The sequence below is a fragment of the Burkholderia cepacia ATCC 25416 genome (genome assembly GCF_001411495.1).
GTDB lineage: Bacteria > Pseudomonadota > Gammaproteobacteria > Burkholderiales > Burkholderiaceae > Burkholderia > Burkholderia cepacia.
In genome coordinates, this window is the sequence record NZ_CP012982.1 from 499612 (window position 1) to 526422 (window position 26811).

A 26811-nucleotide genomic window follows, 5' to 3' on the forward strand; every position below is an offset into this window, starting at 1 on the left:
ATTTGTTTCCTAGCCTTAAACCCAGGAAAATCACCATGGCCCACAATCTCCACAAGACCCTCAAGGAATTCGACAGCGGTTCCGGCAAAGGCAAGTTCTACTCGCTGCCGCAGCTCGGCAAGGAACTGAAGACGAAGATCGAACGCCTGCCGGTGTCGATCCGTATCGTGCTCGAGTCCGTGCTGCGCAACTACGACGGCAAGAAGATCACCGAAGAGCACATCGAGCAGCTCGCGAACTGGAAGCCGACCGCGAAGCGCGTCGACGAGATTCCGTTCGTGGTGTCGCGCGTCGTGCTGCAGGACTTCACGGGCGTGCCGCTGCTCGCCGACATCGCGGCCATGCGCGGCGTCGCGGAGCGCACGGGCAAGAACCCGAAGAAGATCGAGCCGCTGGTTCCGGTCGACCTCGTCGTCGACCACTCGGTCCAGATCGACTACTTCCGCCAGAAGGACGCGCTCGACCTGAACATGAAACTGGAATTCCAGCGCAACAACGAGCGCTACCAGTTCATGAAGTGGGGCATGCAGGCATTCGACACGTTCAAGGTCGTGCCGCCGGGCGTCGGCATCGTCCACCAGGTGAACCTCGAATACCTCGCGCGCGGCGTCCACAAGAAGGCGGACGGCGGCGACACCGTGTACTACCCGGACACCCTCGTCGGCACGGACAGCCACACGACGATGATCAACGGCATCGGCGTGGTCGGCTGGGGCGTGGGCGGCATCGAGGCGGAAGCCGGCATGCTCGGCCAGCCGGTGTACTTCCTGACGCCGGACGTCGTCGGCGTCGAGCTGAAGGGCAAGCTGCGCGAAGGCGTGACGGCCACCGACCTGGTGCTGACGATCACCGAAATGCTGCGCAAGGAGAAGGTCGTCGGCAAGTTCGTCGAGTTCTTCGGCGAAGGCACGAAATCGCTGTCGCTGCCGGATCGCGCGACGATCGGCAACATGGCGCCGGAATACGGCGCGACGATGGGCTTCTTCCCGGTCGACGAAAAGACGATCGACTACTTCGAAGGCACGGGCCGCACGAAGGCGGAAATCGCCGCGTTCGAGAACTACTTCAAGGCGCAGAAGCTGTTCGGGATCCCGAAGGCCGGCGACATCGACTACACGAAGGTCGTGACGCTGGATCTGACGACGGTCGCCCCGTCGCTGGCCGGCCCGAAGCGCCCGCAGGACCGCATCGAGATCGGCAACGTCAAGTCGACGTTCACCGACCTGTTCTCGAAGCCGGTCGCGGAAAACGGCTTCGCGAAGAAGGCGGACGACCTGGGCACGCAGTACACGACGAGCAACGGCGTCGACGTGAAGAACGGCGACATCCTGATCGCCGCGATCACGTCGTGCACGAACACGTCGAACCCGAGCGTGCTGCTGGCCGCCGGCCTGCTCGCGAAGAAGGCGGTCGAGGCCGGCCTCACGGTCGATCCGAAGATCAAGACCTCGCTCGCGCCGGGATCGCGCATCGTCACCGAGTACCTGACGAAGACGGGCCTGCTGCCCTACCTGTCGAAGCTCGGTTTCGAAGTCGCGGCGTATGGCTGCACGACCTGTATCGGCAACGCGGGCGACCTGACGCCGGAGCTGAACGAAGCGATCACGAAGAACGACATCGTCGCGGCAGCCGTGCTGTCGGGCAACCGTAACTTCGAAGCGCGTATCCACCCGAACATCCGCGCGAACTTCCTCGCGTCGCCGCCGCTCGTCGTCGCGTACGCGATCGCCGGCAACATCACGCGCGACCTGATGACCGAGCCGGTCGGCAAGGGCAAGGGCGGCCGCGACATCTACCTCGGCGACATCTGGCCGACGAGCGACGAAATCCACGCGCTGCTCAAGTTCGCGCTCGATCCGAAGAAGTTCGAGGACAACTACTCGAAGCTGACCAAGAAGGGCGACCTCTGGAGCAAGATCGAGGGCGAATCGGGCCAAGTCTACGACTGGCCGAAGTCGACCTACATCGCCGAGCCGCCGTTCTTCGGCAACGACTTCTCGATGGAGCCGGCTGCATCGATCCCGACGGTCAAGGGCGCGCGCGCACTGGGCATCTTCGGTGACTCGGTCACGACCGACCACATCAGCCCGGCAGGCTCGATCAAGGAAGACTCGCCGGCGGGCAAGTGGCTGAAGGAAAACGGCGTGCAGAAGGCCGACTTCAACAGCTACGGCTCGCGCCGCGGCAACCACGACGTGATGATGCGCGGTACGTTCGCGAACGTCCGGATCAAGAACCTGATGATCCCGGCGAAGGCGGACGGCACGCGCGTCGAAGGCGGCCTGACGATCCACCAGCCGAGCGGCGAACAGCAGTCGATCTACGACGCGGCGATGCAGTACGTCGCGGCCGACACGCCGACCGTCGTGTTCGCGGGCGAAGAATACGGCACGGGCTCGTCGCGCGACTGGGCCGCGAAGGGCACGCAGCTGCTCGGCGTGAAGGCCGTGATCGCACGCAGCTTCGAGCGTATCCACCGCTCGAACCTGGTCGGCATGGGCGTGCTGCCGCTGCAGTTCAAGGGCTCGGACAGCGTCCAGTCGCTCGGCATCACCGGCGACGAGACGTTCGACATCGAAGGCCTCGGCGACGACTTCAAGCCGCAGCAGGACGTCACGCTCGTGATCAACCGCAAGAACGGCGAAACGCAGCGCGTGCAGGTCCTGCTGCGCATCGATACGCCGATCGAAGTCGACTACTACAAGCACGGCGGTATCCTGCCGTTCGTGCTGCGCTCGCTGCTCGCAGCGTAAGCGCCCTGCCTTTGCAGGTGCCGCAGCCGCCTCGCGGCGGTTGCGGCCGATTTGGATGCCCGACCTCGTGTCGGGCTTTTTTTTGCCTGCGCGCGTTACGCAATGTTACCGATTGTCAGGCTCGTCACGCCGCCTTGTCGCCGCGCTCCTTCGCGCCCGCTCCTCGTGCGTTCTTCTTCAAGTGGGTGCGGTTGTATTCGATCGCCGCGCGCACGAGATTCTTCAGCGCCCGCTTGTCGAGCCGGTCGCCTTCGAACAGGTCGATCGCGCGTCGCGCATTGCCGTCGAGGCCATCGTTGAACAGCTTGTCGGGATCGGGCAACTGCGCGCCGTGCATGAAGGTCAGCTTCACCTTGCCCTTGTGCGCGTTCGCCACCGCGATCATCCCGTCGCACGACCATACGGGGCTGCCCATCCACTTCCATTCCTCGACGATGCCCGCTTGCGCGGCGAGGATCGTCTGGCGCAGGTCGGCGAAGGTCTTGCCGCGCCAGTCGGCGATGCCGGCGATCAGCGCGTCGATGCGCTCCGACGGCGTGAGGTCCGTTGCGTTCATGCGCGGGCCTCCGTGCCTTCGTCGGGACGTGCCAGCACCTGTTCGAGCGCATCGAGGAACCGCACCCAGCCATGCTGCGCACCGCGGTATGCCTGCTCCTGGTCCGTGCGGAAGCCCACCTGCTCCATCCGCAGGTGCGTGCCGGCCGGCGTCGGCGTGAGCGTCCACGTGACGACGCTTTCGAGGCCGTACGCGGCCCACGTATAGGACAGCACGCGCGCCGGCTCGATCGTCAGGACCTTGCAGTCGACCGAGCCCCAGTCGGCGCGGAAGCTGAAGGCGCGGCCCGCGACGGGTTCGAAGTCGCTCTTCATCAGCCACGCCTCGATCAGGTGCGGTTGCGTGAGCGCGCGCCAGATCTTCTCCGGTGGATGAGGCAGTTCCCGGTCGACGACGACGGAGCGCGTTTCGGTGGTGGCCTGGTTCATTACTGGTCCATCCTTTTCAGAAGATCTTCGAGGGCATCGAACCGGTTCTGCCAGAAGCCGGCCATCTGGCTCGTCCAGTCGATCAGCGGGGCCAGCGCTTGCGGCTGCGCGCTGTAGTGCGTCTGCCGGCCTTCGTGACGGTCGTTCACGAGCCCGGCCTGCTTCAGTACGCCGAGATGCTTCGACACGGCCGGCTGCGAGACGCCCGCATGGGCCGTCAGCGCGGCGACCGTCAGCTCGCCGTCCGCGCACAGCCGCTCGAAGAGCGCGCGGCGGGTGGGATCGGCCAGCGTCCGGAAAAGCATGTCGTGATCGGTCTGCATGTCGTTCAAAATCCATAACCCGTTGGTTATGGATTGAAGAATAGCCGCCGGTCGACGCGCGTCAAGGCGGAATTTCACGAACGGCGTCGTGCAATCCGGTGCGGGCCTGCCGTCCGTCGCGCCGGCGCGCGCCTGCGTCCGAATTCGAGCGTTTCCTCTAATCCGCATCTGCGACACGCGATCCGAAAGCCGCCTGCAAGACTGCCCGACGTGCTGTTCCACAGTTCGGGAAACGTTTGCGTTCGACCGGCCCCTTTTTTGTGCACGTGCGAATCCGTTCCTGCCGCATCGCTTCGTTTGACCACATAGTGCGACGCGGCATGCGGCAACGACCGGTCGCGCGCCACGCGTTCACGCGTCGATCCACTCCGCGATCGCGCATGTTCCAACGCCGTGACGAGCGACTCGTGCGTGCGAACGTCGCGCATTGCCGCGCCGTCGTGCCGCGAACCGGTTCCGTTCGCCACGCCCGCGATCGTCTGCGCATACGACGCAGCGCGTGCACGCTCACGCCCCGATGTCAGAACTGACAGCTATGGAAACTGGCAGCTACCTGAACGGTAGCGACGCCCTACGCTCGTCACCGCTCGCGACCCCACAAGGGTCGAGGGCTCCAGCAACGTCGTCTCTCCTAAAAAGGACTCCCGATGAAAAGGAACGCCTGGTTTGCCCTGCCCCTGCCGTCGCCCCGCCGCCTTGCGTGCGTGGCACCCCTTGTGTTCGCTGCCGCTGCGGCGCATGCGGCGACGGACTGGGTCGATACCCATACGAAGGCCTTTCTGACCGGCCCGCAGTTGATGGCGCGCAGTGCGGCGCCGTCGCTCGAACTCGCGGCCGGCGAAACGACCGACGTCGTCGTCAGCCTGAAGCTGCGCAATGCCGCGCAGCTCAAGCAACTGGCGCGCGACGTGAACCGGCCCGGCAGCGCGCATTACCGCCAGTACCTCACGCACGAGCAGTTCCTCGCCAACTACGCGCCGACCGATGCGCAGGTGAAGTCGGTCGTCGACTATCTGCACAAGAGCGGCTTCGTGAATGTCGAGGTCGCACCGAACCGATTGCTGGTGTCCGCACGCGGCACGGCCGGCACCGTGAAGACCGCATTCAACACGTCGCTCGTGCACTTCGACTACGCGGGCCGCTCGGGCTTCGCCAACACGTCGACCGCGCAGGTGCCGCGCGCGCTCGGCGACGTCGTCGGCTCGGTGCTCGGGCTGCAGAGCGTCGCGCGCGCGCGGCCGCTGCTGCGCATCGGCAACGTGTCGAAGCCGCAGGCGCTCGCGGCCGGCACGGCGACCGGCCATTATCCGAAGGAATTCCCGGGCCTCTACAACGCGACCGGCGTGCCGACCGCAGCCGGTGTCACCGTCGGCATCATCACGATCGGCGGCGTGTCGCAGACGCTGCAGGACCTGAAGCAGTTCACGTCGAGCAACGGTTACGGCACGGTCTCGACGCAGACCGTCAAGACCAACGGCTCGGGCGGCAGCTATACCGACGACCAGGACGGCCAGGGCGAATGGGATCTCGACAGCCAGTCGATCGTCGGCTCGGCCGGCGGCCAGGTCGGCAAGCTCGTGTTCTACATGGCGGACCTCAACGCCAGCGGCAACACGGGGCTCACGCAGGCGTTCAACCGCGCGGTGTCGGACAACACCGCGAAGGTGATCAACGTGTCGCTCGGCTGGTGCGAAACCGACGCAAACGCGGACGGCACGCTCGACGCCGAGGAGCAAATCTTCACGACGGCAGCGGCGCAAGGCCAGACCTTCTCGGTGTCGTCGGGCGACGAAGGCGTGTACGAGTGCAACAACCGCGGCTATCCGGACGGCTCGAACTACACGGTATCGTGGCCGGCTTCGTCGCCGCACGTGCTCGCGATCGGCGGCACGACGCTCTACACGACGTCGTCGGGTGCGTTCTCGAACGAGACGGTGTGGAACGAAGGGCTCGACGACAACGGCAAGCTGTGGGCAACGGGCGGCGGCGTCAGCACGATCCTGCCCGCGCCGTCGTGGCAGTCGGGCAGCAACCGCCAGTTGCCGGACGTGTCGTTCGACGCCGCGCAAAGCACCGGCGCGTACATCTACAACTACGGCCAGTTGCAGCAGATCGGCGGCACGAGCCTCGCCGCGCCGATCTTCACGGGCCTCTGGGCACGCCTGCTCGCAGCGAACGGCACGGGCCTCGGTTTCCCGGCCGGCAATTTCTATGCGGACATTCCGTCGCGTCCGTCGCTCGTGCGCTACGACGTGGTGTCGGGGAACAACGGCTATCAGGGGTATGGCTATAACGCAGGCACCGGCTGGGATTACCCGACCGGCTTCGGCAGCCTGAACATCGCGAACCTCAACCAGCTGATCAAGTCGGGCGGGTTCTGAGCGAAGCTTGAAGGCCGGTGCGCGGCGGCAGGTTGCCGCGCACCGGCGCGTGACTTGCCCTTGCCTATTCCGCCGCCCGCTCGCCCACGCGCTCGGACGCCGCCGCCACGCCGGCCCGATGCGACGGCGCAAAGAGCCGCAACCCGCTCGCGACACTCGCCGCCCCGGCGAACCCCGCGCCGAGCATCAGCGCAAGCGTCGGCCCGTGGCGCCCCGCGATCCCGAACGACAGCGCGACGAGCGCAGCACCGGTCGCCTGCCCGATCAGCCGCGCGGTCGCGATGATCCCGCTCGCGCCGCCGCTGCGCTCGGGCGGCGCGCTCGACATCAGCGCCTTCAGGTTCGGCGACTGGAAAAAACCGAAGCCCGCGCCGCAGAGCATCATCCGCCAGCCGATGTCGATCACGCCCGGCGCCGCCGGCAACGCGGCGAGCGACACCATGCCCGCGCTCAGCAACGCAAGACCGATCGCGCCGAGCAGGCCCGGCGGATAACGATCCGACAACCGCCCCGCGATCGGCGCGGCAAGCGCGACGATCGCCGACCACGGCGTCATCAGGAACCCCGTCTCGACCGCGTTGCGATGCAGGACGGTTTCGAAATAGAACGGCAGCGACACGAACGCGAGCCCCTGCGCGGCGAACGCGCACACGGCGGTCAACGCGGACAGCGTGAACACCGGCCGGCGAAACAGGTCGACCGGCAGCATCGGCGCCGGGTGCCCGGCCTGGCGGCGGATCAGCAGCCAGCCGAACGCAAGCGCGACCGCGGCCGACGCGAACACGATCGAAAGCGGCCCGCGCTGCGCGAATTCGCCGAGCGCGAAGATCAGCGACGCGAACGTGATCACGTTGAACAATGCGGCGACCGGATCGAATGCATGCTTGCCGCGCGCCGTCTGCGGCAGCGACGGAATCGCCACGGCCAGCGCGAACACGCCGAGCGGCACGTTCACCGCGAACAGCCACGGCCACGCGGCGACCGACAGGATCAGCGACGCGATGGTCGGCCCCACCGCGAACGACACGCCGACGACGAGCGCGTTGAAGCCGACGCCGCGCCCGAGCCGGTGCGCGGGGAACAGGCCGCGGATCAGCGCAACATTGACGCTCATGATCGCGCTCGCGCCGAAGCCCTGCACGATCCGCGCGGCCGTCAGCATCGGCAGCGTCGACGCGAGCGAGCAGCCGAGCGACGCGAGCGTGAACACCGCGAGCCCGGCGATATACACGCGCTTGTGGCCGACGATGTCGCCGAGCGACGCGAACGGCAGCAGCGTCGCGACCATCGCGAGCTGGTATGCGTTGATGATCCATACGGACGCGGCCGGCGATGCATGCAGGTCGGCGGCGATCGCGGGCAGCGCGGTGTTCGCGATCGCGGTGTCGAGCGTCGCGAGCGCGACGGCCAGCAGCACGGCGGACATCGCGCGCCAGTTGACGGCCGGCTCATGCGCGCCGGCGGAGGAGGCGAATTCGGACAAGATGAGGCTCGGCTGACGAGCGACGCGTTGCGCCGCGTCGCGGATTGGACTCGCGGCGGCGTTCCGGTCGCACCGCACGGAACGCGCGCCGCCGCGTCCCGTATTGTTGCAGAGCCGCATCGAACGTGCAGGCGGCCGCTTCGTCAGTCAGCGAAATGAAAGCAATGCGCGGCCACGCACGACACGTGGCGACTCAGTTGCCGGGGGCAAGCCCGCCCGCTCAGCTCACCGCGCGCCGCGCATTGCGTCCGCGCAGCCATTCGAGCGCAAGCAGCAGGCTCGTCGAGAAGATGATCAGGATCGTGGCGAGCGCGGCGATCGTCGGGCTGATGTTCTCACGGATGCCCGTGAACATCTGGCGCGGCAGCGTGGTCTGGTCCGCGCCCGCGAGGAACAGCGTGACGACGACTTCGTCGAACGACGTCGCGAACGCGAACAGCGCGCCCGACATCACGCCCGGGGCGATCACCGGCAGCGTCACGCGGAAGAAGGTCGACACCGGATTCGCGCCGAGCGACAGGCTCGCGCGCACGAGGTTCTGGTTGAAGCCCTGCAGCGTCGCCGCGACCGTCGTCACGACGAACGGCACGCCAAGCGCGGCGTGCGCGGCGATCAGCCCCGTGTAGGTGTTCGCGAGCCCGAGCGGCGCGAAGAACAGGTACATGCCGACGCCGACCACGACGACGGGCACGATCATCGGCGACAGCAGCACGGCCATCAGCAGCCCCTTGCCGCGGAAGTCGGCCTTCGTGAGACCGATCGCGGCGAGCGTGCCGAGCACCGTCGCGACGACGGTCGCCGACGGCGCGACGATGAAGCTGTTCTTCGCGGCCATCCGCCACTCGTCCGACGCGATCAGGTTCTCGTACCAGCGCATCGAGAAGCCCGGAATCGGATAGACGAGGAACGTGCTCGACGAAAACGACAGCGGCACGATCGCGAGCACCGGCAGGATCAGGTACAGCAGCGTCAGCACGACGAGCACGCGCAGCGCGACGTACCACGCGCGCTCGACGAACGACATGTGCGGCGCGAACAGCGGCCTGGCGAGTTTCATGGTCGGATTCCCCTTCCCGTTTCGTTGTGCGCGGCGCTCAGCCGAGGCTCACGTTCGTGCGCGTGAAGCGCCCGTACACCGCGTACAGCACCAGCGTCGCCGCGAGCAGCAGCCCGCCGAGCGCGCACGCCATGCCCCAGTTGATCGTCACGTTCGTGAAGTACGCGACGTAGTAGCTGACCATCTGGTCGTTCGGCCCGCCGAGCAGCGCGGGCGTGATGTAGTAGCCGATCGCGAGGATGAACACGAGCAGCGCGCCCGCGCCGACGCCCGGATAGGTCTGCGGCACATACACGCGCCAGAACGCGGCGAACGGATGACTGCCGAGCGATACGGCCGCGCGCTGGTAGGTCGGCGGGATCGACTTCATCACGCTGTAGAGCGGCAGGATCATGAACGGCAGCAGGATGTGCGTCATCGAGATGTACACGCCGACGCGGTTGAACAGCAGCGTCAGCGGATGCGAGATCAGCCCGCTGCCGATCAGCGCCGTGTTGATGAGCCCTTCGCTCTGCAGCAGCACGATCCACGCGGCGACGCGCACGAGCACCGACGTCCAGAACGGAATCAGCACGAGGATCATCACGAGGTTCGCGCGGCGCTCCGACAGCGTCGAGATCCAGTACGCGAGCGGATAGCCGAGCAGCAGCGCGAACAGCGTGACGGCGACGCCGATCACGAACGTGCGGCCGAAGATCGCCAGATAGATCGACTGGTCCGGATCGGCCTGCACGATGTGGCCGAAGCCGTCCTGCTTGTGGTCGAGCGCGGCGAGCAGGTAGAACGGCGACACGGTGCTGCCGTTCTTCGCGATCGACTGCCAGTACGCGACGTCGCCCCAGCGCGCATCGAGGTCGATCAGTTTCGCGCGCGTCTGCGCGGGCGTCAGTGCCGCGTCGTTGTCGCCTTTCAGCGGCATCGCGCGCGCCGTCTTCGCGACGAGCGAGCGATAGCCGGGAATCTCGGTGTTCAGGCGCCGCGCGAGCGCACCCATCGCCTCGCTGTCGGCCACCTTCGTCATGTCGGCCGCGAGCGCGACATACGCGGCGTCGGCCGGCGGTGCCTTGCGGTCCCAGCCCGACAGCGCGGCGACCGTGCCCGGCAACGCAGTCGCGATCTCCGGGTTCTGCACCGCGCGCGTGAGCAGCGTGCCGATCGGCACGACGAAAATCAGCAGCAGGAAAATCGCGAGCGGGGCGACCAGCAACAGCGCCATCGTGCGCTTGCGGGCTTCGGCGGCCTTCAGCTCGCGCTTGAGCGCAGCGGTCGACGGCGAGGAAGACGCGATCGTCATCGTATTCAACGTTTCTCTCCGGCCGGGGACGATCCGGCGGAAGGCCGCGCGACGCGATCGACGCGCCGCGCGGCAGGTTGCATCAGGACACCTTTGAGGATGCCTGACCGGTTACTTCGTCGCCCATGCGGCGAAACGCTGCTCGAGCTCGTCGCTGTGGTCGGTCCAGAAGCCGATATCTTCGAGCACGGCGTTCTTGCCGTTGGCCGGCGAGTTCGGCAGGTTCGCGAGCGTCTTCGCGTCGAGCGACTTGATCGCCGCGATGTTCGCGGGGCCGTACGCGATGTGCTGCGCATACCCTTGCTGCGGCTTCGGCGTCAGCGTGTACGCGATGTATTGCTCGGCCAGCGCCTTGTTCGGCGAGCCCTTCGGAATCGCCCAGTAGTCGAGGTCGTAGATGCTGCCGTTCCACACGACCTTCAGGTTCTTGCCTTCCTTCTGCGCGGCGTCGATGCGGCCGTTGTACGCGGTCGACATCACGACGTCGCCGGCGACGAGGAACTGCGGCGGCTGCGCGCCCGCTTCCCACCACTGGATATACGGCTTCAGCTCGTCGAGCTTCTTGAACGCGCGGTCCTGGCCGGCCTTCGTGCCGAGCACCTTGTAGACGTCCTTCGGCGCGACGCCGTCGGCCATCAGCGCGAATTCGAGGTTGTAGCGCGCCCCCTTGCGCATGCCGCGCTTGCCGGGGAATTTCTTCACGTTCCAGAAATCGGCCCAGCCGGTCGGAGCCGACTTCAGCTTGTCCGCGTTGTACGACAGCGCCGTCGACCACACGAAGAAGCCGACGCCGCACACCTGCGGCGACTCCGGAATCAGGTCGGACTTCTTCGCGATCTTCGACCAGTCGAGCTTCTCGTACAGCCCTTCGTCGCAGCCGCGATTCAGGTCGCCCGACTCGACTTCGACCACGTCCCAGTTGACGTGCTTCGCCTCGACCATCGCCTTCACTTTCGCCTGCTCGCCGTTGTATTCGACGGCGGTGACCTTGTTGCCGGTCGCCTTCTCGAACGGCTGGTTGAACGCGGCCTTCTGCGCGTCGCCGTTCGCGCCGCCGAAGTTGACGACCGTGAGTTCGGCAGCCGATGCCGATACGCCGACGACGGCGAGCGCGAGTGCCAGCGCGGTACGACGCGCGGTAATGCTTGCTCGGTTCATGGTGGTTCCTCTCCTCTCGTGGTGGAAGTGGGCAGTTGTTGTTGACGACGTTCAGCGGAAAATCGGGAAAACCCTGCTCAAGCGAACACGCGCAGGTGTTCGGGTGCGAACGCGAGCGCGACCGGTGCGCCGGGCGAGAACGCATCGAGCGCGCCGGTACCGAGCGGCACCTTCACGAAGCACTCGTCCTGGCCCGGCAGCGCGCAGCGCATGCGCACGTGATCGCCGAAATAGATGAGGCTGCGCGCCTCGCCGCTCAACCGGTTGGCGGCCGCGCCGTTCGCGTGTCCGTTCGCGCCGTGCGGGGCGAGGCTCATGCGTTCGGGGCGGATGCACGCGACGGCCGGCGCGCCCTCGGCCGCATCGCCGATGCGGCGGCCGACGAGCTGCGTGCCGTCGTCGAGCCGGAATTCGCAGAATTCGCCGTCGACGCGCGCGATGGTGCCGCGCAGCCGGTTGCTGTCGCCGATGAAGTTCGCGACGAATTCGTTGCACGGCGACTCGTACAGGCGGTCGACGGTGTCGAGCTGCTGCACGATGCCCTTGTCGAACACGGCGACGCGATCGGACATCGTCAGCGCCTCGCCCTGGTCGTGCGTCACGTACACGAAGGTCACGCCGAGCTTTTCGTGCAGCGCCTTCAGTTCGTACTGCATGTGCTCGCGCAGCTGCTTGTCGAGCGCGCCGAGCGGCTCGTCCATCAGCACCAGCTTCGGCTCGAACACGAGCGCGCGCGCCAGCGCGATGCGCTGCTGCTGGCCGCCCGACAGTTGCGCCGGGTAACGTTTCGCGAAGCGCTCCATCTGCACCATCTTCAGCGCATGCGCGACGCGTTCCGCACGCTCGGCGGCCGGCAGCTTGCGCACGGTCAGCGGATACGCGACGTTCTGCTCGACCGTCAGGTGCGGAAACAGCGCGTAGTTCTGGAACACCATGCCGATGTTGCGCTTGTGCGGCGGCACGTTGTTCAGCAGTTCGCCGTCGAGGCGGATCTCGCCGCCGGTCGGGAATTCGAAGCCGGCCAGCATCATCAGGCAGGTCGTCTTGCCGGAGCCCGAGGGCCCGAGCAGCGTCAGGAATTCCCCGCGGTGGATATCGAGGTCGAGCGATTTGACGACCAGCGTTTCTCCGTCGTAGGTCTTCCGCACGCCGCGAAAGCTGACGATCACATCATCGGACTTCATCGTGGCTGTCCCCTTGCTTCGCGACAATTGATTTTGAGATGCGAGCCACTATACGGCGCCCACGGTTCTACAATAGGGAACCATTTCAATATTACTAGTAGGACCACTTTGGATACCGTGATCCTCGCCGACTGGCTCTCCGCCCGTCTCGACCGTAGCTCGCCCGAGCCGATGTACCGGCAGTTGCTGCAGTTGATGCAGCAGGCCATCCTGACCGGAGAATTGGGGCCAGGAACCAAGCTGCCGAGTTCCCGCACGCTCGCGGCCGACCTGTCGATCGCGCGCAATACCGTGCTGCACGTGTACGACCAGCTGACCGCCGAAGGCTACGTGCTGACAACCACCGGCAGCGGCACCTATGTGGCCGACACGCGGCCGGATGCCGCCGCGATCCACGTGCCGGGCGCCGCGCCGCCGCCGTCGAGCGCCGATGCGGCGCCGCAGCCGGACGCGCAGGGCGGCCTGTCGATGCGCGGCCGGCAACTGATCGAGCATGCGGGGGTATCGCGACGCCAATGGGGCGCGTTCATGCCGGGCGTGCCGGACGTGTCGGAGTTCCCGAGCCGGACGTGGAGCCGCCTGCAGGCGCGGCTGTGGAAGGAAGCGAACCCCGAGCTGCTGACCTATGCGCCGGGCGGCGGCTACCGGCCGCTGCGGCGCGCGCTCGCCGATTACCTGCGCGTCGCGCGCTCGGTCAAGTGCTCGCCGGACCAGGTGATCATCACGACGGGCATCCACCAGTCGATCGATCTTGCGGTGCGGCTGCTGTCCGACATCGGCGATCGCGCGTGGGTCGAGGAACCGTGCTACTGGGGTGTGCGAAGCGTATTGCAGGCGGCGGGCCTCACGCTGACGCCGGTGCCGGTCGACCAGGAAGGGCTCGACCCGCGCGCCAGCGACATGCAGCATCCGCCCCGGCTCGTGCTCGTCACGCCGTCGCACCAGTACCCGCTCGGGATGGTGATGAGCCTCGCACGGCGCCGGATGCTGCTCGAATACGCGCGGCAGCACCGCTGCTGGATCATCGAGGACGACTACGACAGCGAGTTCCGCTACGGCAGCCGCCCGCTCGCGTCGCTGCAGGGGCTCGACGACGGCGGCCGCGTGATCTACGTCGGCAGCCTCGGCAAGATGCTGTTTCCGGGGCTGCGGATGGGCTACATGGTCGTGCCCGAGCATCTCGTCGACACGTTCCGCACCGGGTTGTCGGAGCTGTACCGCGAGGGCCAGTTGATGCAGCAGGCCGTGCTCGCAGAGTTCATCATGGACGGCCACCTGACTTCGCACGTCAGACGGATGCGCACGCTGTACGGCGAGCGCCGGCAGCTGATGATCGACGCGATCCGCGCGCGCTTCGGCGACGCGCTGCCCGTGATGGGCGACGAGGCCGGCCTGCATCTCGTGCTCGGCCTGCCCGACGCCTGCGACGACCGCGCGGTCACGCAGAGCGCGTTCGATGCGGGCGTGATCGTGCGCCCGCTCACCAGCTACTACAGCAACCTCGATACCGCGCGGCGCGGCCTGCTGCTCGGTTATGCATGCGTCGCGCACGAAGGCATCCGGCCGGCATTCGACACGCTCGCGAATACCATCGAGCAACACCTGCCTCGCGATCTCACGCGCGCGGCATAACGACCGTCATGCGCCGGGCCGCCAGCGCCGCCCGTGTTACCGCGCGCTGCCCGCCCCGCGATCGAGCGAAGCCGCGCGCACGGCTTCGCCGGGCTTCGTGAACATGCGCTGCCGCAGCGCGGCGATCTGCGCGTCGCGATCCTGCGGCGACAGGCCGGCCGACTCGATCTGCGCACGCTGCGCCGCATAGTCCGCGTAGCGGCTCTGCCACGATGCGTCGTCCTGCTGCATCTGCGCGACGCGCACGGCCGCTTCAGGGCCGAGCGTCTGCGTCAGTTGTGCGCGCATCGCATCGGGCGTCGCCCCGCTCTTCTGCAATTGCGCGATCTGGTCGATCGCCGCGCGCTGCCGGTCGACGCGCTGCTGCGCGGCGCGTTCGTCGGCCGGCATCTGCTGTTCGAGCGCCGCGAGCCGTTCGGCCTTCTGCGCATCCGTCAGCGCGGGGTCCTGCGCGATCTTCAGCCGTGCGAGGTCGTAGCGCTGCCGCCATTGCTCCGCACCGAAGAACGGCTGGCTCCAGTCGCCGAGCGTGCGGTACGCGATCGACGCGCGCTGGTCGAGCGCGAGCTGCAATGCACCCAGGTCCGACTTGTCGACCGCGCCGGCATCGCGCAATTTCGCGAGTGCGTCGAGATACGCGCGATACCGGTGCCACACGTCGAGCGCCTCGGCCTGCGCAACGGTACCGTCGAGCTGTGCGGCAATCTCGCGCACGACGAACGCATCGAGCCCGGCCGCACTCAGGTCGCTCTGCGCGGTCAGGCAGTAGTCGAAGAAATCCCGCACCGCGCGCGACTTCGCGAGATGGCCGCCCGCATCGAGCGGCAAGCGAGGCGCGCTGGAGCCGGCGAGCGACGGCGGCAGGCTCGTGCTTGCCGGCACGGCGGCCTGCGGCGGTGCGGCAGCCGGTCCGCGTGCCGCCGACGCATCCGGCGGCTCGCCGGATGCGCCCGTCCCGCCATGCCGGCCCGCGCCGCTCCACATCGCCACGCCGGCAACCGCCGCCAGCCCCACGGCACCATAGACCACGGCGCGGCGCGCCAGCGGCGCGCGTCCTCCTCGTGCCGTCATCGATTACACGCCCGCCAGCTTCAGCCGGTTCGCATGCGTGCGGATCACCGCGACCGGATCTTCCGCATACGCGCCGCGCACGCCGAGCAGCTGGTTGATCTCGTCGAGGTGGTTCCACTTGTAGTTCGTGCTCAGCACCTTGCCGAACAGCGCACTGCATTTCGACACGAGCCCGTCGTTCTGCCCGGAGCCGCGGTTGATCATCACCGTGCCGGTGCCGAACAGCGCAAGCGTCGACAGATCGAGCACGTTCGCCGGATCGACGAGCGGAAGGGTGCTCGTGTCCGTCGCGCCCGTGACGCCGAACACGGAGAGCGTCGGCTGGATCGCCGTGCCGGCCCACGAATACAGCAGGTGCGTGTTGCCGCCGACGGTTTCGGTCGGCGCACCGGTCTGGCAACTGCCCGGCGCACCCAGGCCCGCGCTCGGATAGTTCTGGTTGTACGTGGCGGCCCGTGCGGTGGTCAGCGTCTGCAGTGCGGCGAGCGCGTCCTGGTTGGTGTTGTGGCTGCTGCTCGTCAGGATCCCGAACACATTGACGAACGCTGCGATCACCGATGACGAAAGCCCGGTCGGATCGTACGCGAGCACGTCCTGCACGAAGTCGGCGAATTCGGAGCCGCGATGCGGCGTGCCGATCGTCGTCACCGACGCAACGAGATCGGGCGCGACGGCAGCAACATAGCGCGACGAGAGGCCGCCCTGGCTGTGACCGACGAGATTGACCTTGGTCGCCCCCGTCGCCGCGAGCACCGTCTTCACGTAAGCGAGCAACTGTTCGCCGCGCCCGTTCGGGCCGTCGTCGCTCTGGAAACCCGACAGGTTCGCGACGTAGACGGTCGCACCGTTCTGTTGCAGGTCCTCCTGGATGCCGTACCAATACTCGAGCACGCCGGCGTACTTGTCGGTACCCGAGAGCCCGTGCACGAGGATGATCGGGTAACGCGTCGCCGCGTAGCCAGCGGCGGGCGCGGTGGCCGCCATTGCCGCGTGCGTCGTTGCGAGCGTCATCACCGCGGTCGTCCCCGCGAACGGCGCGATGCTCATCGCGCATGCCACTGCCCCTGCCACCACCCTGGAACGCATCGTCCTGGCCATGCATGTTCTCCTGATTATTGTGCTGCCGGTGCGAATGAAGCCGGATCGACACACACCCTGCATCGCGAACGTCGCGCGCACCGTGTGCGTCGAATGCGGGAGTGAATCACGACTCGCGAACGTTTGCGCCCTGACTAGACACGGTTCTCTAATCGGTTGACGCGCCCCGCCCGTTCAGGCGGGGCCGCGTTCATGCGTGCGCATGCTGCAACGCACACGCGCGACGCGTTACAGCTTCGCGCTCACGCGCACCCAGGCGGTCCGGCCCGGCTCCATCACCGGCGAGTTCGCCGGATAGCCGAAGCCCGCGTTGCCGGCGAGGTTCAGGTGCTCGGTATAGGCCTTGTTCAGCACGTTGTCGACGCCCACCGATATCTGCACGGTCTTGCTCACGTTGTACTGCGTATGCAGCGAGAGCACGCCGAATCCGGCGCTCGGGCCGAAGTCCTTGCCGACCACGTTGCCCTCGTTCAGTGCATAGCGATGCTGCGGCGCAACGATGCGCCACAGGCCCCCTGCCGACCACGCACCACGCGTGTATTCGAGCCCGATGCGTGCCTCGAGCGGCGGCATCTGCGGCAGCGGATCGCCGCTTGCCACGTTGCGCCCCCACGCATACGCGAGCGACGTCTCGACGCGCAGCGGCGCAACCGGCCGCCACGACACGCCCGCCTCGCCGCCCATGATCTGCGCATTGACGTTGGTCGCCTGCGTGGTCGAGCCCATCATGCCGGCCGAGTAGTTGAACAGGATGAAGTCCTGCACGTAGCCCGCGTAGGCCGACACCCATGCATCGAGCCGGTCGCTCTTGTATTGCGCGCCGATGTCGAGCTGCGTGGTCTTCTCCGGCTGCACCGCCGAAAACGCGTTGACCGAACCGGCCGGCCCGCGCTTCGCGGAGAACAGCTCCCAGTAATCGGGATAACGCTCCGTATGGCCGATCCCCGCGTACCACGTGACGGGCAGCGACGCGAGATCGCGTTCGTAGCGGATGAAGCCGCTCGGCAGCACGCGCGTGCGATCGTCGTCGAAGGTCGGATTCGGCTTGCTCTTCATCATGCCGCTCGTCGTCGCGCGCTTGTCGCGTGCGCTCGCATAGTCGACGCGCACGCCGCCGATCACGCGCGACACTTCGCTCGCGTACCACGTCAGTTCGCCGAACACGCCCGCGTTCCACATCGTCGCCTGCGCATCCCACGGCTGGTCGCCGTAGTTCTGCCGCCCCATCGCCGAGCGCGAGTCGAGCCGGTTCGATTGCGCATCCACGCCCGTCACGAGCTTGAAGTCGCCGGCGAAACGGAACGTCGCGGCTGCGCGCGCGCCGACCGTGCGACGCCGCACTTCCGACGCCATCCGCATCGGCATGCTGCTGGTCGGGTCGGGTTGCCGCAACGTGTAGTTGTCCATCACGTGATCGGCTTCGTTGTAGTACACGCGCGCCTCGATCCGGTCGAGCACGTCGCCGATATGCTTCTTGTCGAACGACAGGCCGAACGTCTCGCGGCGGAAATGCGCGCCGTCCATTCCGCGCCCCGCGTAGCGCGCATAGCCGTCGCCGGTGCCGGCGGTCAGCTCGACGCGCGTGTGGTCGTCCGGTGTCCAGCCGAGCGCCGCGTCGGCGTTCCATTTGTCCCACTGCGACGGCACGGTGTTGCCGTTGCCGTCCTTGTAGTCCTGCGAATGCGCGTGGTTCGCGGTCACGCGGCCATAGACGTCCGGCGTGCCGGCCGTCACGTCGACGTTCTGGTCGTTGCGGCCGAACGACCCGCCGACCAGGCTGCCCTCGAAGCGCATGCCGGGCTTGTCGAATCGCGGGGTCACGCGCTCGAACAGCACGGTGCCGGCCGATGCGCCGGGGCCGTACAGCACGGTCTGCGGCCCCTTCAGGACGGTGACCTTGTCATAGCTTTCCGGTGCGATATACGACGTCGGCGCATCCATCCGGCCCGGGCATGCGCCGAGCGTCGACATCCCGTTCGCCAGGATGTTCAGCCGCGAGCCGAACATCCCGCGCAGCACGAGGTCGCCGTTGGTGCCGCCGCTGCGGATCGACGTGAAGCCGGGGATCGTCTTCAGGTAATCCGCGCCGTCGCTGGCGGGCAGCGGCTGGCGCGGGGTCTTCGGATCCGTGACGACGACGAGCGGCGTCGTCAGCGGCGATGCGACGACTTCGATGGCCGGCAGCGGCGCGGCCGTGTCGTCGGCCGGCGCGCCAGCCGCGCGCGCCGTTTCGGCTGCCGCGGCGCTCGCGGCCAGTGCGCCGGCTGCGAGCGCGGGAACGGTGAGTTTCAGCACACGCGGCAAGCGCCGCGCACAGGCATTGCGCGACGCCCGCGGCGCACGCAACTGGAAAATGGTCATGATCGAAAGCCCGAGTGACGCCCTCCGCACGGCCTCGACGGGCCGCACGGATATCGGCGGTGAAAAGAACGGAAAACAGCGCGTCAGGCGCGCTCGGGCGGTGCGCGCGGGTACGCGCGCGGATAGCGGTCGGCGCGCGCCGCGACGGCAGGCGGCGCGACGGCGGAGACGGAAACGACGGGAACGGAAGCGAGTGCCGCGGCGGCAGTCCCGCCGATCGCGGGACTGTGCGCGAAGAAACCGCAGTAGCCGCACGCATCGAGATGCAGCGCGTGATCGTGCATGCGGCCTGCATCGGGTGACCGATGCGCGCCATGCTCTGCACTGCAGACAATTGCGTCGGGCGTGGCCGCCTGCGCGACGCGCCACTGCGACACCAGCGGCGCCGCGATCGCGAACCAGATCGCGAGCACGCCAAGCCAGGCGGTCAGGTGACGATGTCGGTGCAGCATGCGCGGCGCAGAGTAAGCGGAATGTAAAAACAGCCGAGATGTTACAGAATGTTTAACGCGCTGACCAGCGCAGACGGCAGTAAACGGACCGGGGGCGCATGGTTGTCAACACAACCATGCGCCCCCGCCTGCTGCATGCTTCCGGAACGAACGTGCCGTTCAGGGCGCCATGCGCCGCAGTACGTCGTCGCGCCGGATGAAATGATGGTAGAGCGCGGCCAGCGCGTGCAATCCGATCACGAAATAGAACGCGTTGCCGATCAGCTCGTGCGCTTCCTTGATCGTCGGCCGCAGCGCCTTGTCGGGGCCGAGCAGCGTGAACGACACGCCAAGCCAGTCGAGCGACACCGGCTTTCCGCCCAGGTTGATCGTCATGATCCCGAGCAGCGGCTGCGCGATGATGAACACGTAGAGCGCGAGATGCGCGAGCTTCGAGAGCCAGCGCAGCAGCGCCGTTTGCGGAACGGCCTCGGGCACGCGGCTGACGACTCGCCACAGCACGCGCAGCACCGACAGCACGAGCACGAGCGTGCCCGCGGTGAGGTGCACGTTCATCCAGAACACCCGGCTGTCGCTGCCTTTCGGGCCGCGGATCTCGATCGCCAGGTAGGCCAGCGCCACCAGCGCGAACACGGCCCAGTGGAAGAAGATCGCGGGCGAGCTGTAGCGCGTCTGTTTCGCGAGGATGTTTCTCATGCTTCGTCTCGTGTTGTATGCGGGGATGGGCGCATGCCGCAATCGGCTCGGCAGCCCGGCAAAGCTGCCACGATTGTAGCCGCACGTGCGTCCGGTTTTGTGCGGCAAGGTCAAATATCGGACGAATCGTCAGCGCACGCGTCGCGCGGGCCGTCATATGGAAAATCCGCATCGCGCCCGTAAACGGCTGTGGCACGATGAAGCTTTGGTGTCGACGTTGCGCGCGCATCATGAGCAAGGCGTTCTTCGTTGCGGCCTATCGGCTGACCGCCGCGTTGCTCGCGGTGTCGACGACGTTGCACAGCATCGCCGGCTACTGGGGCATGCCTGCATTCGAGCTCGGCAACTTTCTCAGCTACTTCACGCAACTGAGCAGCCTCTACGCGGCCGCGATGCTCGCCGCCGGGCTCTGGCGCATCGCCCGCCCCGGCTCGGCTCGCTACGAATCGATGCGCGGCGCCGCGGTGCTGTACGTCCTGATCACCGCGATCGTCTACGAGCTCCTGCTCGCGCGGCTCGATGCGCTGCGCCACGTCACGCCGGCGTTCAACAACTGGGTGCTGCACCGGATCGTGCCGCTCGTCGTGCTGTGCGACTGGCTGTACGTGGAGCCGCGCCTGCCGATCCCGCGGCGCAGCGCGTTCGCGTGGCTCGCCTTTCCGGTCGTCTATCTCGGCTATACGCTCGTGCGCGGCGCGCTGGAGAACTGGTATCCCTACCCGTTCGTCGATCCGCGGCCGCATGGCTACCTGCCGGTCGCGATCCAGTGTTCGCTGATCGCGATCGGCGCGGCGGCGCTCGCACTGGGCATTCGCTGGCTCGGCAATCACGCGAGACAGTCGGGTGCAGTGACGCTCGGGAAAGGATGAAGGCGGGAAACGCCGGATCGTGTGCGCCGCCCGGCGCACACGGGGTGAGGCGGGCCGTCAGCCGCCGTTGCGCGGCAGGAAGTTCATCGGATCGACGACCTTGCCGTTCTGGCGCACTTCGAACTCGAACGTCGAACGGCCGCTCGTGTCGGTGCCCATTTCGGCGACCGGCTGGCCCTGGCGCACCGCGTCGCCTTCGTTGACCAGCAGTTTGCCGTTGTGTCCGTAGGCCGTGATGAGCCCGTTCTCATGCTTCAGGATCACGAGCGGGCCGTAGGCCTTGACGCCGGACCCCGCATAAACCACGCGTCCGGCCGCCGCGGCCCGCACCGAATGGTCGGGGCCGGACGCGGCGATCACGATGCCGCGCGTCCTGCCGGCCGTGAACGGCGTCGCCACGACACCGGTGGCCGGCCAGGCGAGCGAGCCCGGCTGCGCGGCCGCCGAGGGCGGCTGCCCGAGCGACGTCGCCGCAGGCGGCGGCGCGACGCGCAGCACCTGCCCGGGATACACGGCATCGGTCGGCGCCATGTGGTTCCAGCTGGCCACGTCCTGCACGCGCTGCCCGTATGCGTTCGCGACGCCCGCGAGCGTATCGCCCGGATTCACGCGGTAATAGCCGGCGATCACGCCCGGCGTCGCGGCCGACGTGGGTGCCGACTGGCGCGCCGGCTGCCAGCTGTCGGTCCACGGCGTCATCGTGCAACCCGTCAGCGCGATGGCCGCGGCAACGAGTGCCGCCTGCGGCAGCCAGCGCGTCGGCGCATCGTGGATGGGAATAGTTTCTCTCAAGGGTCCTCCCGGATTTGCGTCGTTGCGCCGCCCACCGCCCCCCGGCGCGCGACGCACGATGTCCGGCCGGACGGCCGGACCAATCAGTATCCGACCGCTCTCGCGGCCGTCAGTTTCCACAGCGGAACATCGGCGCGATGGGCTCACCGGCCCCTTTTTCGCGCCGTTCCGATCGGCAAAGATACCATTTGTGGCGGTCAAGGCCGCGACCGATGCCTGATCCGGCAACAATCTTGCGGTGCCGCAGCAGCGTGCCGGCTGCCTGCGAGCCCCGCCGGGCGGGCCTGCCACGGATCTTCCGCAGGCCTCACCACCCGCGCCTGCCGTATCGATCCCGTCACATTCTTCCCTTCGATCGCCACCTATACTCGGTGATGCACTGCGCGACCCAACGACAACGAGGAGCATGACAATGAACAACGCGACGTTTCTTTCCGTGCAGCTCAACGCCGACGATTTCTCCGGTTCCAGCGGCCTGGTCGAATTGCTCAACCGGCACCTGCTGTTCGCGACCGACGTCGCCGAGGCGGCCGATGCGCTCGTCCAGCTGGCGAGCGTCGCGCACATGACCGGCGCCACGCGCCACAGCGTCGAGCTGCCGGTCCTCGCGATCGAGCGGCTGCGCGACGCGCTCGACACGCTGAGCGGCTACGACGAAACGTGGCTGCAGGTGCTGGAACCGGCCGAAGCGCTGTTCCGGGATATCGGGCGCGGCAGGCGCCCGCTGCACTGAACCGACGGTCGGCGCGATACGCGCGCCACCAATGAAAACAGCCCGTCGTTCCGCTATCCGGAACGACGGGCTGTTCGTACTTCAGGGGACGGATCAGGCCGCCAACGCGGCCGCACCGACCGAACCACCATTAACGACCCTTGTAGATCGGCGCGTCGTCAGCGATGCGCTTGACTTGCCAGCCGGTCTTGGCCTTGGCCGGTGCGCCGGATTCTTGCGCGGCAGCCGGTTGTGCGCCATAGCCGGTCGTGTCGGCAGCGGCAACGTTCTGTTGCGGGTTCAGGCGGGCTTCAGCGGCCTGAATGCTTTCCGGGTAGTTCGTACGGTCGCTGCCCAGCTTGTAGCCGGCCTGCTGGACGGCAACCAGATCGGCCTTCACCTGTGCACGGGTGACGGGCGCATTCTGTTGGGCGAACGAGACGGCGGGAACGGCGAGAACGGCAGCTGCGGCGAACGTTGCGATCAGCGATTTCATGATTACCTCCGGGATTTTTTTGCTCCGCCGCACACACCATGTCTGCAGCGATGGAACAGAGTTTAGTCCCGGGAACACCTAGGGAAAACCATGAAAGAACGAAAACACTGTTTCCCCGGAGCCAACAATGTCGGCATCCGGGATAGAAAAACCCTATTCAAAGAATAGATTTTCGCAACAATGCCGCCCCCTGCCAGCCGGTCAGGACCAGTTCGCGTGGAAGCTGCCCGGCTTGTCGGTACGCTCGAACGTGTGCGCGCCGAAGAAGTCTCGCTGCGCCTGCACGAGGTTCGCCGGCAGCCGCTCGGAACGATAGCTGTCGAAGTACGCGACGGCCGACGCGAACGCCGGTACCGGCACGCCTGCCTTCACCGCGGCCACCACGACGTCGCGCAGCGCGGTCTGATAGTTCGCGGCGATGTCCTTGAAGTACGGGTCGAGCAGCAGGTTCGCGAGCGCCGGATCCTTCGCATACGCGTCCGTGATCTTCTGCAGGAAGCGCGCGCGGATGATGCAGCCCGCGCGGAAGATCTTCGCGATCGTCCCGAGATCGAGGTTCCAGCCGTACTCTTCGGAGGCCGTGCGCAGTTGCGCGAAGCCCTGCGCGTACGAGATCACCTTGCTCAGGTACAGCGCGCGGCGCACCGCTTCGACGAACGCGGCGCGATCGCCGTCGAACGGCGCGGCGGCCGGGCCCGACAGGATCTTGCTGGCCGCGACACGCTCGGTCTTCAGCGACGACAGCACGCGCGCGAACACCGACTCGGTGATGAGCGGCAGCGGCACGCCGAGATCCAGCGCGTTCTGGCTCGTCCACTTGCCGGTGCCCTTCTGCGCGGCGCGATCGAGGATCACGTCGACGAGGTGCTTGCCGGTCTCTTCGTCCTTCTTGCCGAAGATCTTCGACGTGATCTCGATCAGGTAGCTGTCGAGTTCGCCCTGGTTCCATTCGGTGTACACCGCGCCGAGTTCGTCGTTGGTCAGGCCCGCGACGTCCTTCAGCACCGAGTAGCTTTCGGCGATCAGCTGCATGTCGCCGTATTCGATGCCGTTGTGGACCATCTTCACGTAGTGGCCCGCACCGTCCGGGCCCATGTAGGCGACGCACGGCTCGCCGTCCGACGGCGCCTTCGCGGCGATCTGCTTGAGGATCGGCTCGACGAGGTCGTACGCGTCACGCTGGCCGCCAGGCATGATCGACGGGCCGCGCAGCGCGCCCTCTTCGCCGCCCGACACGCCGGTGCCGATGAAATGCAGGCCCGATTGCGCGAGCTCCTGGTTGCGGCGGATCGTGTCGGTGAAATGCGTGTTGCCGCCGTCGATCAGCACATCGCCCTTCTCGAGCAGCGGCTTGAGCGATGCGATCGTCGCATCGGTCGCTTCGCCGGCCTTCACCATCATCAGGATCCGGCGCGGCGTTTCGAGCGACGCGACGAATTCCTCGAGCGTATAGGTCGGCACCAGGTTGCGGCCGGGGAATTCGGCGATCAGTTCGTCGGTTTTCTCGCGGCTGCGGTTGTACACAGACACCGCGTAACCGCGGCTCTCGATATTGAGTGCGAGATTGCGGCCCATCACCGCGAGCCCGATCACACCGATTGCTTGTTTGCCCATTAGTCAATTCTCCGGAAAAAACGGGGCGCGACCCGAACCGGGTCGCGCGCACAGGCGAAAGGATAGTGGAAACCCGGCGGCGATGCGCGCTTGCGTGTCACTGCTCCGCGTGCGGCAGCCGCCGGAACACGACGCTCAGGTTGTTCGCCGGCATCTCGACCACCTCGATGCAATCGAGCCCGCGATCGAGGCCGAGCGCGACGACGGTTTCGAGATCGCGCACGCCCCACGACGGGTCGCGGCTGCGCAGCTGCAGGTCGAATGCCTCGTTCGACGGCGCCGTGTGCCGGCCCTCGCGGCGATACGGCCCGTACAGGAACAGCACGCCGCCCGGCCGCAGCAGGCGCGACGCGCCCGCGAACAGCGCGTCGGTGCAGGCCCAGGGCGAGATGTGGATCATGTTGATGCAGACGATCGCGTCGAGCGCGTCGACCGGCCACGACGCGTCGCGCACGTCGAACGCCAGCGGCCCGGCAACGTTCGCGAGGCCCGCATGGGCAACCCACGCGGCGATCGAGCGGCGCGCCTGCGCATCGGGATCGCTCGGTTGCCAGTGCAGGCCCGGCAACGCCTGTGCGAAATGGACGACGTGCTGGCCCGTGCCGCTCGCGATTTCGAGCACGCGGCCGCTCGCCGGCAACACGCGGCGCAAGACGTCGAGGATCGGCCCGCGATTGCGTTCGGCTGCCGGCGCCGACAGCCGCGCGGACGGATCGGGCGAAGCGGTCGGATCGGTCACGATGCGTGCTCCGGTGCGTGGCCCGCGAGGCCCAGCCGCGCGGTGAGCGCGTCGAGCGCGGGTGCGCAACGCGCCTCGACCTTCAGCGTCAGGATCGGATCGGCGCGCGTATGGCCGAGATTGAGCGCGGCGACCGGCTTGTGCTGCGCCTGCGCCCACACGCAGAAGCGGTAGCCGGAATACACCATCAGCGACGAGCCGACGACGAGCAGCGCATCGGCCGCATCGAGCGCCTGCGACGCGAGCGCCACGCGCTCGCGCGGCACGTTTTCGCCGAAGAACACGACTGCCGGCTTCAGCAGCCCGCCGCACGCGGGGCACGCCGGGATGCGGAACGTGTCGAGCGCCGCCCATTCGAGATGCGCGTCGCCGTCCGCGGCAGGCTCGGCCTGCGCGCCCAGCAGCTCGGGATTGTCGGCCTCGAGCATGACCTGGATCGTCGCGCGCGCATGATGCGCGCCGCAATCGAGACACGTGACGCCGTCGATGCCGCCGTGCAGCTCGATCACGTCGCCGCTGCCCGCGCGCTGGTGCAAACCGTCGACGTTCTGCGTGACGAGACGCTCGATCCGCCCCGCGCTGCCGAGCCGCGCGAGCGCGACGTGCGACCCGTTCGGCTGGGCGCGGCCGACGACGGGCCAGCCGATCATGCTGCGCGCCCAGTAACGCCGCCGCGCGGCATCGGAGCCGAGGAATTCATGGAGCTGAATCGGCGGCGAGCGCATCCACTGGCCGTTGCGGTCGCGATAGCCGGGAATGCCGGAGTCGGTGCTGATGCCCGCGCCGGTCAGTACCAGCAGGCGCGGATGACGTTCGACGAACGTCTGCAGCGCATCGAGTGCGGCCGGATCGATGCCGGCGGTTGAGGGGTCGTGCAGGGCTGTGTCGTTCATGTTGGCAACGCGTGATCGGGTGCGCCGGCAAGCCGTGCGCCCGCACGGGCAGCCAGGCACGCCAGCACATGATACAGAACGCCGCGCGATCGGGCCGATGGCCCGCGTCGCAAACCGGCGCACAAAAAAAGACGCCCATCCGCCACTCGGCGATGGGCGCTTCAACAATTGATCCATCGGGGTAGTGGATCAACTGACAGCACAATTTCGCGGCGCCCGCCATGCCGCGGCCGGCGAACGCTTCCCCTGGACTGCATGTATTCCGCGGTGCCGGACACATCGATGCGCTGCCGGCTTTCCGGTGCGCTCCGGTTCGGGCCCGTCGCGCCGACGCGATACACGGCGCACGAACACCTGCGCCGCGCGACGACTCGCGTTGCGCGCGCCAGCATGACGATCCGGGTTCCGGGCCGGGCCATCCACGGATATTCGAAGTTCGTCCCCGACGGCCGACCGGCACCAGTCGGCCTCGTGCGTCACACCTGCACGTCGTCGTTCAGAACAAACCCGATTGCTCGGATGGAACGGAAAGCCGCGCGCTCACGTCGCCTCGATCAACGGCGAAGCGAATACCCAGGCAGGTCGGCGATTCATGTTTGCAACACGGCATGTTGCGATTCGGTCTGTTTTCATTCTCTTGTCCCCGTCTCCGATACGTCCGACCCACTGAAGCGATCGCCGGACCGACTGCGTCCGCGACCGCGCTCACGGCACGTACAGATATGCAAGGAGCGCACCATGCTTCATGCCGCAAGGCCGCGCGGGCCGA

General features: G+C 67.3%; 23 protein-coding genes. 5 read left to right on the top strand and 18 right to left on the bottom strand.

Annotation, left to right across the window (positions count from 1 at the left end; genetic code table 11):
* Positions 1–35 precede the first annotated feature (35 nt).
* Positions 36–2753 (top strand): aconitate hydratase AcnA, encoded by a 2718-nt coding sequence (acnA, locus tag APZ15_RS19645; protein ID WP_027791115.1) that lies wholly within the window; start codon positions 36–38, stop codon positions 2751–2753.
* A gap of 124 nt (positions 2754–2877) precedes the next feature.
* On the opposite strand, the gene APZ15_RS19650 is transcribed toward acnA, so the two are convergent.
* From APZ15_RS19650 to APZ15_RS19660, 3 genes are read right to left on the bottom strand one after another with little or no spacing between them, the layout of a single operon-like run.
* Positions 2878–3309, bottom strand: coding sequence for a DUF1801 domain-containing protein (locus APZ15_RS19650; RefSeq protein ID WP_027791114.1), 432 nt, complete (start codon positions 3307–3309; stop codon positions 2878–2880).
* Positions 3306–3737, bottom strand: coding sequence for an SRPBCC family protein (locus tag APZ15_RS19655; protein ID WP_027791113.1), 432 nt, complete (start codon positions 3735–3737; stop codon positions 3306–3308). The genes APZ15_RS19650 and APZ15_RS19655 overlap by 4 nt, the downstream gene beginning before the upstream one ends.
* Positions 3737–4060: an ArsR/SmtB family transcription factor gene (locus tag APZ15_RS19660; RefSeq protein ID WP_027791112.1), complete on the bottom strand. Its 324-nt coding sequence runs from the start codon at positions 4058–4060 to the stop codon at positions 3737–3739. The genes APZ15_RS19655 and APZ15_RS19660 overlap by 1 nt, the downstream gene beginning before the upstream one ends.
* Positions 4061–4707: 647 nt before the next feature.
* Between APZ15_RS19660 and APZ15_RS19665 the strand changes: the two genes are divergently transcribed.
* Positions 4708–6441: a S53 family peptidase gene (locus APZ15_RS19665; RefSeq protein WP_027791111.1), complete on the top strand. Its 1734-nt coding sequence runs from the start codon at positions 4708–4710 to the stop codon at positions 6439–6441.
* Between the two features lie 64 nt (positions 6442–6505).
* Here the strand turns inward: APZ15_RS19665 and APZ15_RS19670 are convergent, their stop codons facing one another.
* The 5 genes from APZ15_RS19670 to APZ15_RS19690 form a co-directional block, all read right to left on the bottom strand.
* On the bottom strand, positions 6506–7924 hold the full coding sequence (locus tag APZ15_RS19670; RefSeq protein ID WP_027791110.1) for an MFS transporter: 1419 nt from the start codon (positions 7922–7924) through the stop codon (positions 6506–6508).
* Positions 7925–8144: 220 nt separating this feature from the next.
* Positions 8145–8981, bottom strand: a complete 837-nt coding sequence (locus APZ15_RS19675; protein ID WP_027791109.1) for an ABC transporter permease — start codon at positions 8979–8981, stop codon at positions 8145–8147.
* Positions 8982–9018: 37 nt separating this feature from the next.
* Positions 9019–10275 carry an ABC transporter permease gene (locus APZ15_RS19680; RefSeq protein ID WP_027791108.1) on the bottom strand — a complete coding sequence of 419 codons (1257 nt, stop codon included), beginning with the start codon at positions 10273–10275 and terminating at the stop codon, positions 9019–9021.
* A 111-nt stretch (positions 10276–10386) separates the two neighbouring features.
* Positions 10387–11433 (bottom strand): ABC transporter substrate-binding protein, encoded by a 1047-nt coding sequence (locus APZ15_RS19685; protein ID WP_021158689.1) that lies wholly within the window; start codon positions 11431–11433, stop codon positions 10387–10389.
* A gap of 77 nt (positions 11434–11510) precedes the next feature.
* Complete coding sequence (locus APZ15_RS19690) at positions 11511–12617, bottom strand: ABC transporter ATP-binding protein (protein WP_027791107.1); 1107 nt, start codon at positions 12615–12617, stop codon at positions 11511–11513.
* Between the two features lie 108 nt (positions 12618–12725).
* On the opposite strand from APZ15_RS19690, the gene pdxR reads away from it, so the two are divergent.
* A complete protein-coding gene (gene pdxR, locus APZ15_RS19695) occupies positions 12726–14249 on the top strand; it encodes a MocR-like pyridoxine biosynthesis transcription factor PdxR (protein ID WP_027791106.1) in 1524 nt (507 codons plus the stop codon).
* A 36-nt stretch (positions 14250–14285) separates the two neighbouring features.
* On the opposite strand, the gene APZ15_RS19700 is transcribed toward pdxR, so the two are convergent.
* The 5 genes from APZ15_RS19700 to APZ15_RS19720 all read right to left on the bottom strand — a co-directional run bounded on the left by APZ15_RS19700 (position 14286) and on the right by APZ15_RS19720 (position 19927).
* Positions 14286–15320 (bottom strand): lipase secretion chaperone, encoded by a 1035-nt coding sequence (locus APZ15_RS19700; protein WP_027791105.1) that lies wholly within the window; start codon positions 15318–15320, stop codon positions 14286–14288.
* Positions 15321–15323: 3 nt separating this feature from the next.
* A complete protein-coding gene (locus APZ15_RS19705) occupies positions 15324–16418 on the bottom strand; it encodes a triacylglycerol lipase (protein ID WP_027791104.1) in 1095 nt (364 codons plus the stop codon).
* 228 nt (positions 16419–16646) lie between these two features.
* The gene (locus tag APZ15_RS19710; RefSeq protein WP_027791103.1) at positions 16647–18779 is read right to left on the bottom strand and encodes a TonB-dependent copper receptor; all 2133 of its coding nucleotides are present in this window, start codon (positions 18777–18779) and stop codon (positions 16647–16649) included.
* Between the two features lie 83 nt (positions 18780–18862).
* Positions 18863–19231, bottom strand: a complete 369-nt coding sequence (locus tag APZ15_RS19715; RefSeq protein WP_027791102.1) for a DUF2946 domain-containing protein — start codon at positions 19229–19231, stop codon at positions 18863–18865.
* A 159-nt stretch (positions 19232–19390) separates the two neighbouring features.
* A complete protein-coding gene (locus APZ15_RS19720; RefSeq protein ID WP_027791101.1) occupies positions 19391–19927 on the bottom strand; it encodes a cytochrome b in 537 nt (178 codons plus the stop codon).
* A gap of 230 nt (positions 19928–20157) precedes the next feature.
* Here APZ15_RS19720 and APZ15_RS19725 point away from each other — a divergent pair, with 230 nt between their 5' ends.
* Positions 20158–20796 carry a Pr6Pr family membrane protein gene (locus tag APZ15_RS19725; protein ID WP_027791100.1) on the top strand — a complete coding sequence of 213 codons (639 nt, stop codon included), beginning with the start codon at positions 20158–20160 and terminating at the stop codon, positions 20794–20796.
* Between the two features lie 57 nt (positions 20797–20853).
* Here APZ15_RS19725 and APZ15_RS19730 read toward each other — a convergent pair whose 3' ends face one another.
* A complete protein-coding gene (locus APZ15_RS19730; RefSeq protein ID WP_027791099.1) occupies positions 20854–21588 on the bottom strand; it encodes a peptidoglycan DD-metalloendopeptidase family protein in 735 nt (244 codons plus the stop codon).
* 412 nt (positions 21589–22000) lie between these two features.
* Here APZ15_RS19730 and APZ15_RS19735 point away from each other — a divergent pair, with 412 nt between their 5' ends.
* A complete protein-coding gene (locus APZ15_RS19735) occupies positions 22001–22321 on the top strand; it encodes a hypothetical protein (RefSeq protein ID WP_021160881.1) in 321 nt (106 codons plus the stop codon).
* Between the two features lie 130 nt (positions 22322–22451).
* Here APZ15_RS19735 and APZ15_RS19740 read toward each other — a convergent pair whose 3' ends face one another.
* From APZ15_RS19740 to APZ15_RS19755, 4 genes are all read right to left on the bottom strand, one after another.
* Entirely contained in the window at positions 22452–22796 is a 345-nt protein-coding gene (locus APZ15_RS19740) for a DUF4148 domain-containing protein (RefSeq protein ID WP_021160880.1), read from the bottom strand.
* 201 nt (positions 22797–22997) lie between these two features.
* Positions 22998–24410: an NADP-dependent phosphogluconate dehydrogenase gene (gene gndA, locus APZ15_RS19745; protein ID WP_027791098.1), complete on the bottom strand. Its 1413-nt coding sequence runs from the start codon at positions 24408–24410 to the stop codon at positions 22998–23000.
* 97 nt (positions 24411–24507) lie between these two features.
* A complete protein-coding gene (locus APZ15_RS19750; protein WP_027791097.1) occupies positions 24508–25149 on the bottom strand; it encodes a DUF938 domain-containing protein in 642 nt (213 codons plus the stop codon).
* Positions 25146–26042, bottom strand: coding sequence for an NAD-dependent protein deacetylase (locus APZ15_RS19755; RefSeq protein WP_027791096.1), 897 nt, complete (start codon positions 26040–26042; stop codon positions 25146–25148). The genes APZ15_RS19750 and APZ15_RS19755 overlap by 4 nt, the downstream gene beginning before the upstream one ends.
* Positions 26043–26811 lie beyond the last annotated feature (769 nt).